Here is a 16222-nt window from a genome sequence, read left to right on the forward strand (position 1 = left end):
TTGATTGTGCCCAGCCGGGCCGGCCCGTGCTGGCGGGCCGATGTCGTCAGGCAGAGAACTCGGTCAACAGCCGACCTGCCAGCGCCTTTTGCGGCAGCAGGCCGTCGGGCCCGGCAATCTGCTGGCCGTTCACCCACACGCCGTGCACGCCGACCGCGTCGGTCGTGAGCCGCGCCGCGCCGCCGGGCAGGTCGTGCACGCGGTGCTTGGGGCCGCGGCCCACCGTGGCCGGGTCGAACAGCAGCAGGTCGGCAGCGAGGCCCGTGCGCAGCAACCCGCGGTCGGCCATGCCGAACACGCTGGCAGGGTGCGATGTGAGCCGGCGCACGGCTTCGCTCAGGCGCATCACGCCCCGCTCGCGCGCCCAGTGGCCGAGCAGGTGCAGGCCGAAACCGGCGTCGTTGAAGAAGGTGAGGTGCGCGCCGGCGTCGCTCAGGCTGACGATGCTGTTCGGGTGGTTCAGCATGCGGCCGACGGCTTGTTCGTCGCTGTTCAGCAATTGCGCGGTGAAGACGGTGCGCAGGTCTTCGGCGATGGCCAGGTCGAGCATCACGTCGAGCGGGTCGCGGCCCTGGTCGCGGGCGATGTCGGCCACCGTCATCTGCTCAAAGCGTGCGTGCTCGGGCTTCGCGACCTCGACCACCTGCACCTTGTCCCACTCGTTGTTGAAGAGGCGGAAGGTCGTGGCCGTGGCGAGCTCGGCGCGCACGCCGTCGCGGAACGAGGGCTCGGCGAGCAACTGCTTCAAGGCCTCGCCCGACAAAGCCAGCGCCGGTTGCCAGCTGCGCAAGCCTTCGACCGGGTAGGGCGAAGCGAGCGTGAAGTCCATCGTCAGCGGGCAGCACGACACCTGGCCGATCAGCCGGTGGCCGCGGGTGTTGGCGGCCGCGATCGCGTCGAGGTCGTTGAACACCGCTTGCGGGTTGGTGCTGTTGTGCAGCAGCGCTGCGACCATCACCGGACGGCCGCTCTGCGCGGCCAGCGATTCGAGAAAAGGCACCGGCGTGTGCCCGCCCTTGGTGAGCATGTAGACGCCGCGGCCGGCGCTGCCCATCGCCGCGACCAGCGCGGCCATTTCACGGTCGTCGGCCAGGCGCGACGGCATGGGCAGGCCGCCTTCGCCGTTGTGCGCCGGGCTGGTGCTGCTGGCGAAGCCGACCGCGCCGTGCGCCATGGCCTCGGTCACGAGCGCGGCCATCTGGGCGATCTCGGCGTCGGTGGCCGCACGCCGCGCGGCGTCGGTGCCCATCACGTAGGTGCGCACCGACGAGTGGCCGATGTAGGCCGCCACGTTGATTGCGCAGCCTTGTTGGCGCAGCTGCGCCAGGTATTCCGGAAAGCTCTCGAAGCCCCACTCGATGCCTTGGCGCAGCACGTCGATCGACATGCCTTCGACCTGCGTGAGGTTGCGCATCGTCAGGTCGCGGTCGGCCGGGCGGCAAGGGGCGATCGTGAAGCCGCAGTTGCCGATGACCGCCGTCGTCACGCCCAGCGCGGGTGACGGGCGCAGGCCCGGGTCCCAGGTGATCTGCGCGTCGAAGTGCGTGTGGCTGTCGATGATGCCGGGCATCAGCGCGAGGCCTTCGGCTTCGACGACCTGCTTGGCGGCGCCTTCCAGCTTGGTGCCGACGGCTTCGATGCGGCCAGCACGCACGGCCAGGTCTTGCACGACCGGCGGCGCGCCGCTGCCGTCGAAGACCAGCGCGTTGCGGATCAACAGATCGAACATCGGCGCGGCCACACTCATGCCGACTTCAGCATCGGCGCCGCGAAGAGCTGCTCCATCTCGCGCCGCACCTTGTAGGCCGGCGTGCTCGTGTCCATCGCCACGTCGGCCCACGACAGGCTCTGGCCCTTTTTCACCGCGCGTGTCACTTTCACGTTGTGCGCCAGGCCCAGCGGCAAGCCACCGAGGCGCATCGAGGTCTCGGCCGGCAGCAGCTTGCCCCAGACCGTGTAGCCCCCTTCGCCGTCGAGCAACTCGCCGGGGGCAAGGTCACGTTTGGCGGTGGCCACCACGTCGGCATTCCAGCAAGTCGCCACGCCGGTGGGCTCACCGCGCAGCGCCACGCTCGCGACCGACAGGCCCACTTCGAGGCCGATCAGGTGCCAGCGTTTGTAGAGCGTGAAGTAGCGCCCGCTCGGGTCGGTGTGGGCGTTGTATTCCTCGAAGCAGTTCTTGATGTAGTCGGTCTCGGCTTCGACCGTGACCCACACGCCCATCCGGATGTCGTACGGGATCTTGCGGCCGTTGGCTTCGAGCGACGAGATCACCTCGACCATGCCCTTGCGTTCGAGCACGCCACCTTCGCTGACCGGGCGTGTGACGAAGGGAATGTCTTCGACGCTCGCCGGCGGGTACAACAAGCCGTTGCTCGGCACCGTGAGGCCGGTGGCGTTGGCGACAGCGGTCGACTCGATCGATGGCTTCGAGCCATCGAGAAAGCTGTTGAACATCTTCGGGTTCAACCCGCCGCGCTCGGCCTGCTCGGGCGTGAGGCCGTAGTTGCCCCACACGGTTTCAGGCGTCGATTCGCAGAAGTGCGGCAGCCATTTGTGGCCGCGGCCTGCGGCCACCACCGGGAAGCCGCAGGTGCGGGCCCAGTCGACCAGATCGCAGATCAGCGCCGGCTGGTCGCCGAACGCGAGCGAATACACCACGCCGGCCTCAAGCGCGCGGCGCGCCAGCAGCGGGCCGCAGAACGCGTCGGCCTCGACCGTCACGTTGACCACGTGCTTGCAGTTCGCGAACGCTTCGAGGCAGTGCTCGACCGCCGCGATCGGCGAGCCGGTGCACTCGACGACGATGTCGACCGACGGGTGGCGCACCAGTGCGCGCCAGTCGTCGCCGATGTGGGTGGCACCGGTTTTCACCGCGTCGTCGAGGCTCGTCGCACTGGTGCGGTCGGCCTGCCAGCCGACACGGGAGAGGTTGGTTCGTGCCGCGTCGGGCGAGAGGTCGGCGATGCCGACCAGGTGCACACCCGGCGTCCGCGGGATCTGCGCCAGGTACATCGAGCCGAACTTGCCGGCACCGATCAGGCCGATGCGGATCGGTTGGCCTTCGGCCGCGCGGCGCTGCAGTTGGGCGTGCAGACTCATGCAGCAAGCCGGGTTTGTTCGTCAGCGGAAGTCTGCAGCGCGCTGGCCGGCAGGCCGTCTTTCCACGGCAGATCGACCGGGTAGTCTTTCACCAGGCAGTCGTCGGGCAGGCACTCGATGGGCGTGAAGTCGCGGTGTGCGATGTATTCCGGGCGCTTGTGGCGGCGGATGTGGTTGCTGACCGCACACAGGCTCAGGTACACGCTCACGCGGTTGTGCGGCGACAGGTTCGAGCCCGACGCGTGCACCAGGCAGCTGTGGAACAGGATCATCGAGCCGGCCGGGCCCTTCGGCGAGATGATGCCGCCGTCGACATGCCGGCCCTGCGCGTCGTAGCTGCCCGAACCGCCGGAGCGGTCGACCAGCTGCGTGATCAGTTCGTTGTCGACCGTCCACAGCGGGTAGCTCGTGGTGGTGAGGTCGTGCTTCGCGTCGATCACGCCGCGCTTGTGGCTGCCGCGGATGAACATCAGCGGGCCGTTGTACTCGCTCACGTCGTCGAGAAAGATCGCCACGTTCATGGCACGCTCGGTCGGCATCTGGTCGTCGTTGAGCCAGGTGCCGTAGTCCTGGTGCCACTGCCACACGTCGCCCTCGAAGGCCATCTTGCCGTTGATCTTGAACTGGTGCATGTAGAGCTCCTCGCCCAGCAGTTCCTGCACCGGCCCGACCATGCGCGGGTGCCGCGCCAGCTTGGCGAAAGGCTCGCTGTACATGTGCGCGGCGAAGTTGGTGCGCACCGCGTCCTTGCCCTTTTCGCGCACGTTGTAGGCCTCGCGCCGGCTGTAGAGCTCGGGCACGGCGCTGGTCAGCGTGCGGGTTTCTTCGGCGCTGAACAGGCCGGGGAAGAACAGGTAGCCGTCGCGGTCGAACTGTTCGTGCTGGGCTGCGGTGAGTTTCATGAAGTGCTCCTGGAGGGCGGGTTGAGAACGGCGCCGAGCCGCGCCAGCAGCGTTTCGCTGGCGTGCTCGCCGTGTTGTTCGATGAGTCGGGTGGCGAGCTGCGCGTCGCCGGCGCCGATGGCCGCAGCAATCGAGGCATGTTCGTCCCAGATCGCTTCGCGCTGGGTGGAAAACTGCAACACCGCGCCCATCACACGTTTGAGGTGGACCCAGTGCAACTGTGCCGTCGCTTCGATCAGCGGGTTGCCCGACGCGGCGTAGATCGCGCCGTGGAAAGCGATGTCGGCCTCGATCATCGCCTTGACGTTGCGTCCGCGCGCGGCGCGGCGGCCTTGTTCGATCAGGCGCGGGTCGAGCGCGGCGCGCCGCTCCGCGGCCAGGCGGGCGGCCAGCACGTCGAGCGCGCCTCGCACCTGGTAGGTGTGGGCGATCCAGCCGGTGTCGAGCGGTGCGACGAGCAGGCCGCGGCCGGGTGCGTCGGACACGAGACCGTCCTTTTTCAACAGCCGCAGCGCCTGCAAGACCGGCTGGCGCGAGACCGCCAGCCGCTCGGCCAGGTCTTCCTGGGTGATGCGCGCGCCGGGCGCGAGCGAGCCGTCGCTGATCGCGTCGAGCAGCGCCTGGTAGACCTGGTCGACGAGGTCGGGCGCGGCCTGGAGCTTGACGAGGTGGGCGGTCATGGTCAGCCTCTGGATTCTGTATACAGTAGCCGATGATGTCCCGGGCGCCATCCGGTGAAACCCGCGGGCCGGTTGAGCCTTCAGCCCGGCGCGGTGGCCAAGCCTGTCACTTGGGCGCTGCGCCCACCCCGAACAGCCAGGCCAGCGCTGAGAAGCTCGCGAACGCGAGCACCGTCGAGGCCATGATGATTCGCGTCACGCGGCCGTTGTCGGCGCCGTAACGTTCTGCCAGCACCGAGACGTTGCTGGCGCTTGGCAGCGCGGCGACGAGCGTCAGCACCATCAACCCGAATCTCGAGATCGGCGCGCCGAGCGCCGCCGCCCCTGCGCCGATGCCGAAGATCAGCGCCGGGTGCAACACGAGCTTCAGCAACGCCACCGGCAGGTAGTGGCGCGGCGCGGTCTTCGAGTGCCCATGGCGGCCGGCGCGTGACAGCACGGCGCCGATCGTGAACAAGGCCACCGGCGCGGCCGACTCGCCCAGCATGCGCACGATTTCCGAGATCGGCCCCGGCAAGCTGCGGTCGAGCGCGGCGAACGCGGCGCCGACGATGATCGCCCAGGGCAGCGGGTTGGTGAGCGCGCCGCGCAAAGACAGAGCGGCCGCGGCGAGCATCGACCGTTCGTCGCCATCGCCCGAGCGGTGGCCGCTCGCCTGTGCCAGTGCGAGGCACAGTGTGCTGGTGAGGATCAGGTCGACGAGGATCGCGGCGATCACCGGGCCGGCCGCGTTGGCGCCGAGAAGTGCCACCAGCAGCGGCACACCCATGAACCCCGCGTTGGGGAACGCGGCAACGAGCGCGCCGAACGCGGCGTCTCTCAGGTCGACGCCCGGCCCGCCGGCCCGGCGGCGCAGCGTCACCGCGATCGTGATCGCGACCATCAGCAGCGCGCAGACCGTGTACAGCGTGAGCAGCAGCGGGTCGATCAGCCGTGCGAACGGCATGCTCGAGCCGAAGCGGAACAGCATGCACGGCAGCGCGTAGTACAGCACGTAGGCGTTCAGCCCCGGGATGGCCGACTCTGGCATCCAGCGCCGTTGCGCTGCCAGATACCCCAGCAGCACCAGCGCAAAGAACGGGAACGTGACGGTCAGGATCGCTTGCATCGACCCGGAGTATCGCAAGCCGCCGCTACCGTCATTGCACGCGGCCGCGTCGCTCAGCGAAGTTGTTCGTCCAGCGTGGCCAGGCGGGTGCGGGCGGTGGCTTCGCCGTGGTGCAGCGAGATCACGTCGAACAGCGCGCCGCGCAAGTGCCACGTGTCTTCGGCGCGGCGCATGTTGTCGATGCGCAGCAGCATCGCCTTTCGGTCGCTTGCCGACACGTCGGCCAGCAGCGTGAAGCACAGCTCGCGCAGAGCTTCCACGTCTGGCGTGGTGCGACTCGGGCGGATCGTTTCGCGAAGGCGCTGGAAGGTGACCATGACAGCTTGCGTCCGGTGGGCGCTGCAGTCGGCTCGCACGCCCGGTCGGTGTGCAGGCCTGCAACGCCTGTGTTGTTGCCGGTCAGTATTCCGCAGCACCGCGCCGCATGGCGCTGGTGAGCACGCTCTAACACGCGAACCGGTCGAGCAAGTCGCCTTCGGTGGGCGCAATCGTGTCTTGCGCGCACACGTTCGTGACATTTGCCCAGGCGAGCGCGCGGCCCGTTGGCCACAGGTTCGGCCCGCTATGATCCGTCGCCTTGCGGCGCCGCCGCCCCAGCCTGCCGCCGTGTCCGCGCCCCCGCCTTCCCTCAACCCCGCCCAGCTCGAAGCCGTGCACCACCTGAATGGCCCGTGCCTGGTGCTCGCCGGCGCCGGCTCGGGGAAGACGCGCGTCATCACGCACAAGATCGCCAGGCTGCTGCAGGCGGGCTACGAGCCGGGGCAGATCGCCGCGATCACCTTCACCAACAAGGCCGCGCAGGAAATGCGCGAGCGCGCCAAGGAACTGGTCGGCCCGCGTGCGGCCAAGCATCTGGTCGTGAGCACCTTCCACTCGCTCGGTGTGCGCATTCTGCGCACCGATGGCAGCCGCCTCGGCCTGAAGGAGCAGTTCAGCATCCTCGACAGCGACGATGTGCTCTCGATCCTGAAAGACGCCGGCGCCAGCACCGACAACGCGCTTGCGCGGCGCTGGCAATGGGCCATCAGCCTGTGGAAGAACCAGGGCCTGAACAGCGAGCAGGCGCAAGCCGCGGCGGGCAACGCCGACGAGCAGGTCGCCGCGCGTGTGATGCAGCGTTACGAAGAGCGCCTGGCCGCTTTCCAGGCGGTCGATTTCGACGACCTGATCGGCCTGCCTCACAAGCTGTTGCTGCGCGACGAAGAAGTGCGCGCCAAGTGGCAAGACACGTTGCGCTACGTGCTCGTCGACGAATACCAGGACACGAACACGATCCAGTACGAGATGCTCAAGTCGCTGGTGGGCGAGCGCGCGCTGTTCACCGCGGTGGGCGACGACGACCAGAGCATCTACGGCTGGCGCGGCGCCACCATCGACAACCTGAAGCGCCTGCCGCAGGAGTACCCCACGCTCAAGGTGATCGCGCTGGAGCAGAACTACCGCTCCACCGGCAACATCCTGCGCGCCGCCAACATGGTGATCGGCCACAACCCGAAGCTGTTCGAGAAGAAGCTCTGGAGCGCGTTCGGCGACGGCGAGCCGGTGCGCCTGATCGAGAGCGACAACGAAGAGCACGAAGCCGAGCGTGCGGTCGCGCGCATCCAGGCATTGCACGCCGGTGGCACGGCGGGGGCGTCGGTCTCGGGCGGTGCCGAAGTGGAGTTCAAGGACTTCGCGGTGCTCTACCGCGCCAACCACCAGGCGCGGGTGTTCGAGAAGGCGCTGCGCAAGGCGGGCATTCCGTACAAGGTCTCGGGCGGCCAGAGCTTTTTCGACCGCGCCGAGATCAAGGACCTGTGCGCGTGGCTGCGCCTGCTCGTCAACAACGACGACGACCCGGCGTTCCTGCGCGCCGTGAACACACCGAAACGGGGCATCGGCCACCAGACCCTGACGAGCCTGGCCGAGTTCGGCGGCAAATGGAAGAAGAGCCTCTTCGACGCGCTCTTCGCCGAAAGCCTGGGCAGCGTGCTGAGCGCGCGGGCCGTGGGTTCGTTGCACGAGTTCGGCCGCTACGTGAACGATCTGGAGTACCGCGCCCGCCACACCACCGGGGCCGAAGACGCGAAAGTGCTGTTGCTCGGCTGGCTGAAAGACATCGACTACGAAAAGCACCTCTACGAAGGCGAAGACAGCGAGAAGCTGGCCGCCGCGCGCTGGAGCAACGTGCTCGACTTCATCGACTGGATCGCCAGGCGCTGCGGCGGCGAAGTCGAGAACGACGGCGGCGCCGCATTCGAGACCGAGAAGAAGAGCGTGCTCGAGGTGGCGCAGACCATCTCGATCATCATCAGCCTGGCCGAGCGTGGCGACGACCAGAACGTGGTCACGCTCAGCACGCTGCATGCCGCCAAAGGGCTGGAATGGCCGCACGTGGTGCTGGTGGGCGTGAACGAAGGTTTGTTGCCGTTCCGCAGCGAAGACGACGACATGACGCCGGATCGGCTCGAAGAAGAGCGCCGGCTCATGTACGTGGGCATCACCCGCGCCCGCACCTCGCTCGCGGTCAGCACGCTCAAGCGCCGCAAGCGCGGGCGTGATTTCGTCATGGCCATGCCGAGCCGCTTCATCGGCGAGATGAAGCTGCACGAGGTCGTGGCCAAGGAAGACCCGCGCGAAAAACTCAAGGCCCTGCGCGAGGCCGCGGCGGCGCGGGCGCAGCGCGCCAAGGCCGAAGCCGGTGCGGCACCGGCCGGTTGAGGTTCTAGGGAGTGGAGTGCGCCTGAAATGGTAGTAACTTGCCGGGCGCTGGTCGTCGCCGGCCGGGCCTGAAAGCGAGTCGCGGGAAAAATGGGTGCACTGTCATGAGTTCGGCCCGCCGGCCTGAGCACGGCGATGCGGCGGCGTTCGAGCCCGTGCCGCACCTGCCGCCAAGCTTGGCGCCCGACACCACGCCGGCCGGCTTGTTCGCCGCCAAGGCGCTGGGCGACCACCCCGCGCATCTCATGCCCTGCCTCGCTTGTGGCGCGCTCAACGGACGCTCGGCGCTGGCATGCTGGAGCTGCGAGGCCGACCTGATCGCCCTGGGCTTGTTCCGCCGGCACGCTGCGAAACAGCCTCACGAGCCCGTGGTCGAGCCGGCTCTTGCCGCGGCCGCCATCACCGCCGAGGCGCCCGAAACGCGGCGCGGCCTGCATCTGGTTTCGCGCGGCGAAACCACGGTGGCGATCGAGACCGCGCTGGCGCCGGCGGGCCTGCCCGATCTTCCGGTGCTCACGGCGCTGGTCGAAGAGCCTGCGATGGCTGACGCCGAGTCTGCAGCGCCAGCGCTGCGACCGCGGAGGCTTCGCCGCCCCGACCGGCGGCTCGTCGTGCTGGTGCTCGTCGCCGTGGCCTTGCTGGCCGCGGCCACCGCGCTGCGCTGGTGGGCGCCGGTGGCGGTGCCGGCGACCGCCTCGCCGCCGCCACGGGCCGCGCCACCGCGCGGCGAGGCCGGGCTCGATCGGCCGTTCGCCGCGCCGGCGCAGGCCGACGTGTCGGGGCACGCCGAGTTGTCCTTCCCGCCGGTCGATGTGGCGCCCGCCCTGGCGGCCCCGGTTCGTCCGAACCAGGCCGCGCCCCGCGGCCGACCCGCGCCACCAACACGCGCCCTGAGTGCCGCGCCGCGGCCCGCGCCGAAGCCACGCGAGATCCGCGAGACGATCTCGCCACCGCCGGCAGCCTGCACCTCCAACATGGCGGCACTCGGGTTCTGCACACTGCCGCCCGCCCCCGCGAAGGAGTGACGACGACGCAGTGGTCGGGGCCGCTCAGGCGGCGCGCAGGTCGTCGTGCGCGGCGGGGCCCGGCGTCTGCCGCAGTGTCACGCGGCCTTCGCGCCAAGCCTGGTCGAAGTCGACTTCGAGATGTTGCAGGGCCTCACGTGTCGAGGCCGTCGACGAGACCATGCCCACCGCGCGGTTGCGGCCCTGGTTCTTGGCGGTGTAGAGCGCCATGTCGGCCAGGTTGATGGCTTGTTCCCAGGGCACCTCGGCGCTGTAGGGCGGGAGCGGAAAGCGCGCGTAGCCGATCGAGGCCGTGACGCGCAGAGACTCCGTGCCGACGACGATGGGCGTGTCGCCCAGACAACGCAGCACCCGCGCCGCCATCTGCTCGGCCTGCTCGGGCGCGGCACGTGGCGCGAGGATCAAGAATTCTTCGCCGCCCCAGCGCACCACCAGATCGTCGTTGCGCACCACATCGTTCAGGCGTTTGGCCACCTCCACCAGCACCGCGTCGCCGGCGGCATGCCCGTGGGCGTCGTTGACGTGCTTGAAGTGGTCGATGTCGACCAGCAACAGCGCGCCCTCGAAGCCCGCGCCGTGCCCGTGACGGCCGCTGGCCGCGGCCATCACAGCCTGGAAGTGGCGCCGGTTCGCCAGGTTGGTGAGCGGGTCGCGCTCGCTCTGGGTCTGCAACTGCACGTGGCTGGCGGCCAGCTTCAGATGCGTTTCACGCACCCTGCGGTACAGCAGGGTCACGAGCACCACGGCCAGCAGCATCACCGCGGCCAGCAGCCACCACAGGCGCAGCAGGAGGTCGCGGTTGGCGAGTGCTTCGGTCTTGAGCGCGTTGTCGCGGCCGAGCAACTCGATGTCACGCTGGCGCGCTTCGGCCTCGTTGCGGGTCTGCAGATCCTTCAATGCGACGCTGCGGTTCGCGCGCATCAGGTCGGCGCTGAGGGCTCGTTCGCGGTGGTAGAGCTCGAGCGCGCCGCGCGCGTCACCAGCGGCGGCCAGGGCCTCGCCGAACTCGAGCAGCGTTTCGGCCTGGCGGCCGGCCTCGCCGCTCTGTTGCCACATCTCGAGCAGGCGCGCCAGTTCGAGCCGGCCTTCGGCGATGCGGCCGAGGCCGATCTTCGCGATGCCGATGTTGTTGATCAACACCCGTTCGACACGCTGGTCGCCGTGGCGGCGCACGATCGCGAGCGCCCGCTCGGCGGCGCGCAGTGCGTCGGCCGGGCGCGCGAGCCGCGAGTAGGCGTCGCTCAGGTTGGTCAGCATCTGCGCTTCGAGCCTGGGTGAACTCGACAGCGTGGCCAGTACGAGCGCTTCTTCCCAGGCTGCGAGCGAAGCCTTGTGGTCGCCCTGCATGGCGGCCAACCGGGCTTCGCCGTTGCTCACACCGGCGCGTTGCGCCGCGTCGCCGCCCTGCGCTGCCAGGCGTTTGGCGTGGCCCATCAGACGCTGCGCCGTGCCGGCCTCGCCGCGCCCTTGCGCCAGCAAGGCGAGTGAGATCAGGTTGGTGGCCTGACGGCGCGTGTCGCCGGCCCATTCGGCCAGCGCCAGCCCGGCCTGTGCGTGCACGACCGCGGTGGCGGGCACACCGAGGCTGAGTGCGCGCCGCTCGAGCATCTGGCGGACGCGCCAGGCCGAGCGGTAATCGCAGCGCGCCGCTGCCAGGGCGGCGGGGGGCGGCGCGGCGCCAGGGCAGCCGGCTTCGAAGGCCGCGAGGGTCGACTGCGCCAGCGCTGCCGACATGTCGAGCTGGCCGGCGTTTTCGGCCATCAGCGCCCGCACCAGGTTCGACGCGGCCAGCGCGCGGCCGCCCGGCCCGTCGGTGTTGAGCGCGAGCAACTGCTCGGCCACGGCGCCGGCGCGCGCGGCGGAACCCGCGCGGGCCTCGATGCTGCCGACCGCCTGCAGCAGCAAGCGCTTCTCGTCGGCCGAGCCGGTGTGCTCCTGCTGCAGCTGATTCAGCGCCGCGAGCGCCTGGGCCGGCCGTTCGAAGCCTTCGCGCACCAGCGTGTCGACCTGTTCGTCGAGCGCGTCGTGCACGAAGCCGTGGGCCGGGGTCTGCGACGCCTGGCCGCCACCGTGCAAGGCAGCGAGCAGCGCCGCGACGAGGAGCAGCCGGCGCGAGCTCATGCGGCCTCCGCGAGCGGCGCGCGCCCTTGCAGCAGCGTCAGCGCGACCTGCCCGTCGCGCCAGGCCGATTCGAGCGAGCGGGTGATCTCTTCGAGCGCCGCTTCGTCGCAGGCCTTCAGCAGCCGCACGCCGTAGGCGCGGTTGCGGCCATGGGCCTTGGCCAGGTACATGGCGGTGTCGACGAGGTTGATGGCCCGTTCCCAGGACACGCGCAGCGCGGTCGGGCCCATCGGGAAGGTGGCGTAGCCGATCGAGCCGGTCACCGCGATCTGGTGCACGCCCGCTGCCACCGGCGCCTGGTCGAGCGCGCCGAGCATGCGTTGCGCCAGCGTGTCGACCTGCTCGGCCGCGAGCGCCTGCACCACCACCAGAAATTCTTCGCCGCCCCAGCGCACGATCAGGTCCTGCTCACGCAGCGTTTCGCGCAGGCGCCGCGCCACCTCGACCAGCACCGCGTCACCGGCACCGTGGCCGTGGCGGTCGTTGATGGTCTTGAAGTGGTCGATGTCGATCAGGTAGACCGTGCCGCTGAGCTTGCCGTCTTCGGCGAGCTGGCGCATCACCGCCTGGAAGTGGCGCCGGTTCGCCAGCCCCGTGAGCGGGTCGCGCTCGCTCTGCACCTTCAGCATCTCGTTGCTGGTCGACAGGGCCTGGTTGGTCTGGCGCACTCGCCGGTAGAGCAGCGCGACGACCGCGAACGACAGCAGGAAAGCCGCCGCCAGCAGCCACCACATGCGCTGCTGCAGGTCGCGGCGGCGCAGCTGTTCGGCCTTGATGTCGTTCTCGCGGTTCAGCAGCGCCAGCGCGCGCGTCCGGCCGTCGGCGTCGTACTGTTCCTGCATCGACAGGATCGCCTTCTGCTGGTCGTCGCGCAGGATGCCGGCGTCGAGCCGGCGGTGCCGGTGATAGGCCGCCACCGCACCGGCCGTGTCGCCGGCCTTCTCGAGGTAGACGCCGAGTTCGCGCAGCAGGTCGGACACGCCGCCGACCGAGCCGCGCTTCTCGTCGATCGCGATCGCCTCGCGCACATACCGCTTGCCCACCTCGAGGTGCTGCAGCGAGATGTGGGCCAGGCCGATGTTGGCGAGCGCCACCGTTTCGCTGACGCTGTCTTTCAGTTCGCGCGCGAGCGGCAGGGCACGCTCGGCCTGCGCCAGCGCGGTCTTGTAGTCGGCGTTCTTCAAAAAGAAGTCGGCCAGGTTGGCGAGGTACTGCACCTCGTGGAATTTTGCGCCGGCGCGCCGCGCGTTCTCGATCGCCAGCTCGAAGGAGCGGCGCTCGCCTTGCAGGTCGCCCAGGCCGTCGAGCACGATCGCCTGGGTGTTGTGGGCGCGCCCCAGGGTGACGCCGTCGGCGGCCTCGGTCGCCAGCGCGAGCGCTTCGACATTCAATGCGCGAGCGCGCTCGACCTGCTTGGCGTTGTAGTAGCTGTAGGCCAGTGCGCTGCGTGCCTCCGAACGGCGCCAGAGCTCGGTGTCACGGTCGGCGAGAGCGAGCGCTTCGTGGTTCAGGCGCACCGCGTCTTCGAGCTTGCCGGCCTCGTTCTTGACGTAGCCGAGCGCGGCCACGAAACGCCAGCGGTCGCGTGCCGACAGCGTGGCCGGCAGGTGCTCGACCGCCTGCTGCAGCAAGGCTTCGGCACGTTGCAGGTTGCCACCGCGCGCGATCGATCGGCCGCGCACCAGCAGCGTGGCGGCGGCGGCTTCGGCGGCCAGCGCGGCGCCCGGCCGGCCGCTCCAGGCGTCGAGCCGGGTCGCGCAACGCTCGGCGGCTTCGGGCTGCGACGCCACCGCCAGCATCAGGCCTTGCACCGTCAGCAGCTCCAGCCGCTGCGGGCTGAGTTCGGCCGTGGAGGCTTGCAGCCGCTCGAGTTCCGCCGCGGCTTCGGTCGGCCGGGCCCGGCCCAGGCTTTCGAGTTCGAGGATGCGCCGGGTCGTGTCGTCGGCCGGCTGGGCGCGCGTGGTCGCCGCCAGCGCGAACGCCAGCAGCAGCGCCAGACCGACAGCCCAGCCGCGTTTCATGGCGTGAGCTCCATCGGCACGGTGTCTGCGATCTCGACGCGGGGCATCTTCCGCAGCAGCGCCGTCACGGCCGCTTCGGGCAGCGGCTTGGCGAAGTAGTAGCCCTGGTACTCGTCGCAGCCTTCGGCGCGCAGGAAGTCGAGCTGGTCGCGCCGCTCCACGCCTTCGGCCACCACGTGCAGGCCGAGCGAATGGCCCATCGCGATGATCGCGCGCGTGAGCGCCGCGTCGCCGGCGTCGCCGGGGATGTCGTTGACGAAAGAGCGGTCGATCTTCACGCAGTCGACCGGGAAACGCTTGAGCGCGCCCAGCGACGAATAGCCGGTGCCGAAGTCGTCCATCGCCAGGCGCACGCCCAGGCCCTTCAGGCGCTGCATCGTGGCTTCGGCGAGGTCGGGCTGGTCCATCACCGCGCTCTCGGTCAGCTCGAGTTCGATCTGGTGCGGCTCGCAGCCGCAGGCCGCGAGCATCGCTGCCACTTCGTCGACCAGGCGCGGGCTCTTGAACTGGCGGGCGCTCACGTTGATCGACATCGTGAGACCCGGCGCACCGCCATGTTCGAGGCGGCGCAGCATCTGCCCCGCCTGGTGCAGCACCCAGGTCCCCATCGGCACCACGAGGCCGGTTTCTTCGGCGATGTCGATGAAGTGCGCTGGCGACAGCAGGCCACGCTGCGGGTGCTGCCAGCGCACCAGCGCTTCCATGCCGAGCGGGCGACCGGTGACCACGTCGACACGCGGCTGGTAGTGCAGCACCAGTTCCCCGAGGTCGATGGCGCGGCGCAATTCGAGTTCGAGGTTGAGGCGCGCTTCGGCCGGCTTGCCGTCGTGCGCGCCGAACAGCGCGAAGCCGTCGCGCCCGGCCGCCTTGGCACGGTACATCGCGATGTCGGCGTGGCGCAGCAGGGTCTCGACGTCGGTGCCGTCCTGCGGAAAGATCGCCACGCCGGCCGAGACCGTCACGTGGTGCTGGATGCCGGTGCGCAGCTCGACCGGCACCTTCAGCGCCGCGAGCACACGCTCGGCGATCTCGCTGGCGTGCGAAGCGTCGCGCACGTCGTGCAGCAGCAGGCACATCTCGTCGCCGCCCATGCGCGCCACCAGGTCCTTGCCACGCACCACCTGCTTCATGCGGCCGGCCAGGGTCTGCAGCAGGTGGTCGCCGGCGGCGTGGCCGAGCGTGTCGTTGATGACCTTGAAGCGGTCGACGTCGACGAAGATCACCGCGAACTGGCTGGCTTCGCGGGTGCAGGCGTCGAGTGCGCGCACCACCGCGGACTGGAACGACGCGCGGTTCGGCAGCGTCGTCAGTTCGTCGTGTTCGGCGAGGAACAGCGCGCGGTTCTCGGCTTCCTTGCGGTCGGTGATGTCGCTGCCCAGGATGTAGACACCCGAGACGACGCCGTCGTCTGCCACCTTGGGCATGTACATGAGGTTGAACCAGCGGCCGGCGGCCGCCTTCACCGAGACGATGCGGTGGTCGACGTCGAAGGTCTGCCCCGCGAGCGCGCGCTCCAGGCAGGGTTGCAGTGTCTCGTACTTGTCTTCGTAGATCTCGCGCGCCGTCTTGCCGAGCATGCGCTCGGGCTTCATGCCGAGCCAGCGTTCGTAGTTGCGGTTGACGAAGCGGTAGCGCTGGTCGTTGTCGACGAAGGCCACGAGCGCCGGGATGTTGTCGGTGATCGTGCGCAACTCGTCTTCGCTCTGGCGCAGCCGCTGGCGCGACGCCGCGAGCCGCTGGTAGGGCAGGCGGATGCTGTCGGCGACGATGGTGCGGTAGATCATCCAGAAGCCGAGCACCTTGTAGAGGTGGCCGACCACGACGGCCAGGTCGGTCAGCCGGGTGTAGAGCGTGAGCACCACCTCGCCGATCGCCATCAGCACCGCAGCGCACAGCAGCGAGGCCACGTCGAAACGTTGCGCCGCTTTCAGGCGCCGCACGAAAAGCGCGCTGGCACCGAGGAACACGCCGACGAGCAGGTATTCGCCGACCTGCTTGGTGGCGGTCAGCGCCTGACCGTCGATCACCAGCGCCGGCAGGTTCTGAGGCCAGCCGAGCGCCCAGACGCACACACCGAGCACGTAGGCCGCCACCAGCGCCGGCACGCGGCGCACCCAGCGCGGCTCGTGGTCTAGCCGCCAGGGCAGCGCCGCCACCGCCAGCAAGGCCAGCGCGATGAGCAGGCGGCTCGCCATGAACAAGGCGACGCTCTTGCTCGAGGTGTTCGGGGTGATCAGGTCGGGCATGCCCGGGAACGACAGCGCATGGGCCAGGTCGAGCAGCAACGCGCCGGCGCAGGCGGCGCCGAGCACGTGCACGCTGCGGGGGACTTCGAGCTCGCGCGCGTTCCAGGCGACGGTGGCGATCGCGCCGCACACCAGCATCGAGGCGAATTCGAGCAGCGTGTGCCACTGCGTGAAGCTCAGGCCGGCGTAGACGCTGGGCAGACGAACGGTCCACACCGAGAGCACCAGGATCGGCAGCGCGGCCAGCGCCAGCAGCGCCATGCGGCGCCGGTGCTGCCGGGCGGTCTGGGCGCGGGCAGTCATCGCGCGCGTCGCGG

At 69.7% G+C, this 16222-nt stretch carries 11 protein-coding genes; 2 read left to right on the top strand and 9 right to left on the bottom strand.

Translation table 11 applies throughout. From position 1 onward, the window contains the following. Positions 1 to 46: 46 nt before the first annotated feature. The 6 genes from AC30PD_RS20255 to AC30PD_RS20280 all read right to left on the bottom strand — a co-directional run bounded on the left by AC30PD_RS20255 (position 47) and on the right by AC30PD_RS20280 (position 6109). Positions 47 to 1747: an N-acyl-D-amino-acid deacylase family protein gene (locus AC30PD_RS20255; protein WP_489537490.1), complete on the bottom strand. Its 1701-nt coding sequence runs from the start codon at positions 1745 to 1747 to the stop codon at positions 47 to 49. Beyond that, positions 1744 to 3102 (bottom strand): NAD(P)H-dependent oxidoreductase, encoded by a 1359-nt coding sequence (locus AC30PD_RS20260; RefSeq protein WP_489537491.1) that lies wholly within the window; start codon positions 3100 to 3102, stop codon positions 1744 to 1746. Before AC30PD_RS20260 ends, AC30PD_RS20255 begins: the two co-directional genes overlap by 4 nt. Continuing rightward, complete coding sequence (locus tag AC30PD_RS20265; RefSeq protein WP_489537492.1) at positions 3099 to 4004, bottom strand: phytanoyl-CoA dioxygenase family protein; 906 nt, start codon at positions 4002 to 4004, stop codon at positions 3099 to 3101. The genes AC30PD_RS20260 and AC30PD_RS20265 overlap by 4 nt, the downstream gene beginning before the upstream one ends. Beyond that, positions 4001 to 4684, bottom strand: coding sequence for a GntR family transcriptional regulator (locus AC30PD_RS20270; RefSeq protein WP_489537493.1), 684 nt, complete (start codon positions 4682 to 4684; stop codon positions 4001 to 4003). The genes AC30PD_RS20265 and AC30PD_RS20270 overlap by 4 nt, the downstream gene beginning before the upstream one ends. Before the next feature lie 106 nt (positions 4685 to 4790). After that, a complete protein-coding gene (locus AC30PD_RS20275) occupies positions 4791 to 5792 on the bottom strand; it encodes an AEC family transporter (RefSeq protein WP_489537494.1) in 1002 nt (333 codons plus the stop codon). 53 nt (positions 5793 to 5845) lie between these two features. Then, positions 5846 to 6109 carry a hypothetical protein gene (locus tag AC30PD_RS20280; RefSeq protein ID WP_489537495.1) on the bottom strand — a complete coding sequence of 88 codons (264 nt, stop codon included), beginning with the start codon at positions 6107 to 6109 and terminating at the stop codon, positions 5846 to 5848. Between the two features lie 247 nt (positions 6110 to 6356). Between AC30PD_RS20280 and AC30PD_RS20285 the strand changes: the two genes are divergently transcribed. Continuing rightward, positions 6357 to 8492, top strand: a complete 2136-nt coding sequence (locus tag AC30PD_RS20285) for an ATP-dependent helicase (RefSeq protein WP_489537496.1) — start codon at positions 6357 to 6359, stop codon at positions 8490 to 8492. Positions 8493 to 8596: 104 nt separating this feature from the next. Continuing rightward, the gene (locus AC30PD_RS20290) at positions 8597 to 9517 is read left to right on the top strand and encodes a hypothetical protein (RefSeq protein ID WP_489537497.1); all 921 of its coding nucleotides are present in this window, start codon (positions 8597 to 8599) and stop codon (positions 9515 to 9517) included. Between the two features lie 24 nt (positions 9518 to 9541). Here AC30PD_RS20290 and AC30PD_RS20295 read toward each other — a convergent pair whose 3' ends face one another. The 3 genes from AC30PD_RS20295 to AC30PD_RS20305 are packed head-to-tail and all read right to left on the bottom strand — an operon-like array spanning position 9542 to position 16208. Next, positions 9542 to 11638, bottom strand: coding sequence for a GGDEF domain-containing protein (locus AC30PD_RS20295; protein ID WP_489537498.1), 2097 nt, complete (start codon positions 11636 to 11638; stop codon positions 9542 to 9544). Then, positions 11635 to 13659: a GGDEF domain-containing protein gene (locus AC30PD_RS20300; protein ID WP_489537499.1), complete on the bottom strand. Its 2025-nt coding sequence runs from the start codon at positions 13657 to 13659 to the stop codon at positions 11635 to 11637. The genes AC30PD_RS20295 and AC30PD_RS20300 overlap by 4 nt, the downstream gene beginning before the upstream one ends. Beyond that, the gene (locus tag AC30PD_RS20305) at positions 13656 to 16208 is read right to left on the bottom strand and encodes a bifunctional diguanylate cyclase/phosphodiesterase (protein WP_489537500.1); all 2553 of its coding nucleotides are present in this window, start codon (positions 16206 to 16208) and stop codon (positions 13656 to 13658) included. The genes AC30PD_RS20300 and AC30PD_RS20305 overlap by 4 nt, the downstream gene beginning before the upstream one ends. Positions 16209 to 16222: the final 14 nt, after the last annotated feature.

Source organism: Rhizobacter sp., from assembly GCF_032229685.1.
Taxonomy (GTDB): Bacteria; Pseudomonadota; Gammaproteobacteria; order Burkholderiales; family Burkholderiaceae_C; genus LMDS01.

What these genes read in the sequence shown, in the direction of transcription:
- AC30PD_RS20275 (WP_489537494.1), bottom strand. Translation starts at nt 5,792, where the DNA reads ATGCAAGCGATCCTGACCGTCACGTTCCCGTTCTTTGCGCTGGTGCTG.
- AC30PD_RS20255 (WP_489537490.1), bottom strand. Translation starts at nt 1,747, where the DNA reads ATGAGTGTGGCCGCGCCGATGTTCGATCTGTTGATCCGCAACGCGCTG.
- AC30PD_RS20295 (WP_489537498.1), bottom strand. Translation starts at nt 11,638, where the DNA reads ATGAGCTCGCGCCGGCTGCTCCTCGTCGCGGCGCTGCTCGCTGCCTTG.
- AC30PD_RS20290 (WP_489537497.1), top strand. Translation starts at nt 8,597, where the DNA reads ATGAGTTCGGCCCGCCGGCCTGAGCACGGCGATGCGGCGGCGTTCGAG.
- AC30PD_RS20305 (WP_489537500.1), bottom strand. Translation starts at nt 16,208, where the DNA reads ATGACTGCCCGCGCCCAGACCGCCCGGCAGCACCGGCGCCGCATGGCG.
- AC30PD_RS20285 (WP_489537496.1), top strand. Translation starts at nt 6,357, where the DNA reads ATGATCCGTCGCCTTGCGGCGCCGCCGCCCCAGCCTGCCGCCGTGTCC.
- AC30PD_RS20280 (WP_489537495.1), bottom strand. Translation starts at nt 6,109, where the DNA reads ATGGTCACCTTCCAGCGCCTTCGCGAAACGATCCGCCCGAGTCGCACC.
- AC30PD_RS20260 (WP_489537491.1), bottom strand. Translation starts at nt 3,102, where the DNA reads ATGAGTCTGCACGCCCAACTGCAGCGCCGCGCGGCCGAAGGCCAACCG.
- AC30PD_RS20265 (WP_489537492.1), bottom strand. Translation starts at nt 4,004, where the DNA reads ATGAAACTCACCGCAGCCCAGCACGAACAGTTCGACCGCGACGGCTAC.
- AC30PD_RS20300 (WP_489537499.1), bottom strand. Translation starts at nt 13,659, where the DNA reads ATGAAACGCGGCTGGGCTGTCGGTCTGGCGCTGCTGCTGGCGTTCGCG.
- AC30PD_RS20270 (WP_489537493.1), bottom strand. Translation starts at nt 4,684, where the DNA reads ATGACCGCCCACCTCGTCAAGCTCCAGGCCGCGCCCGACCTCGTCGAC.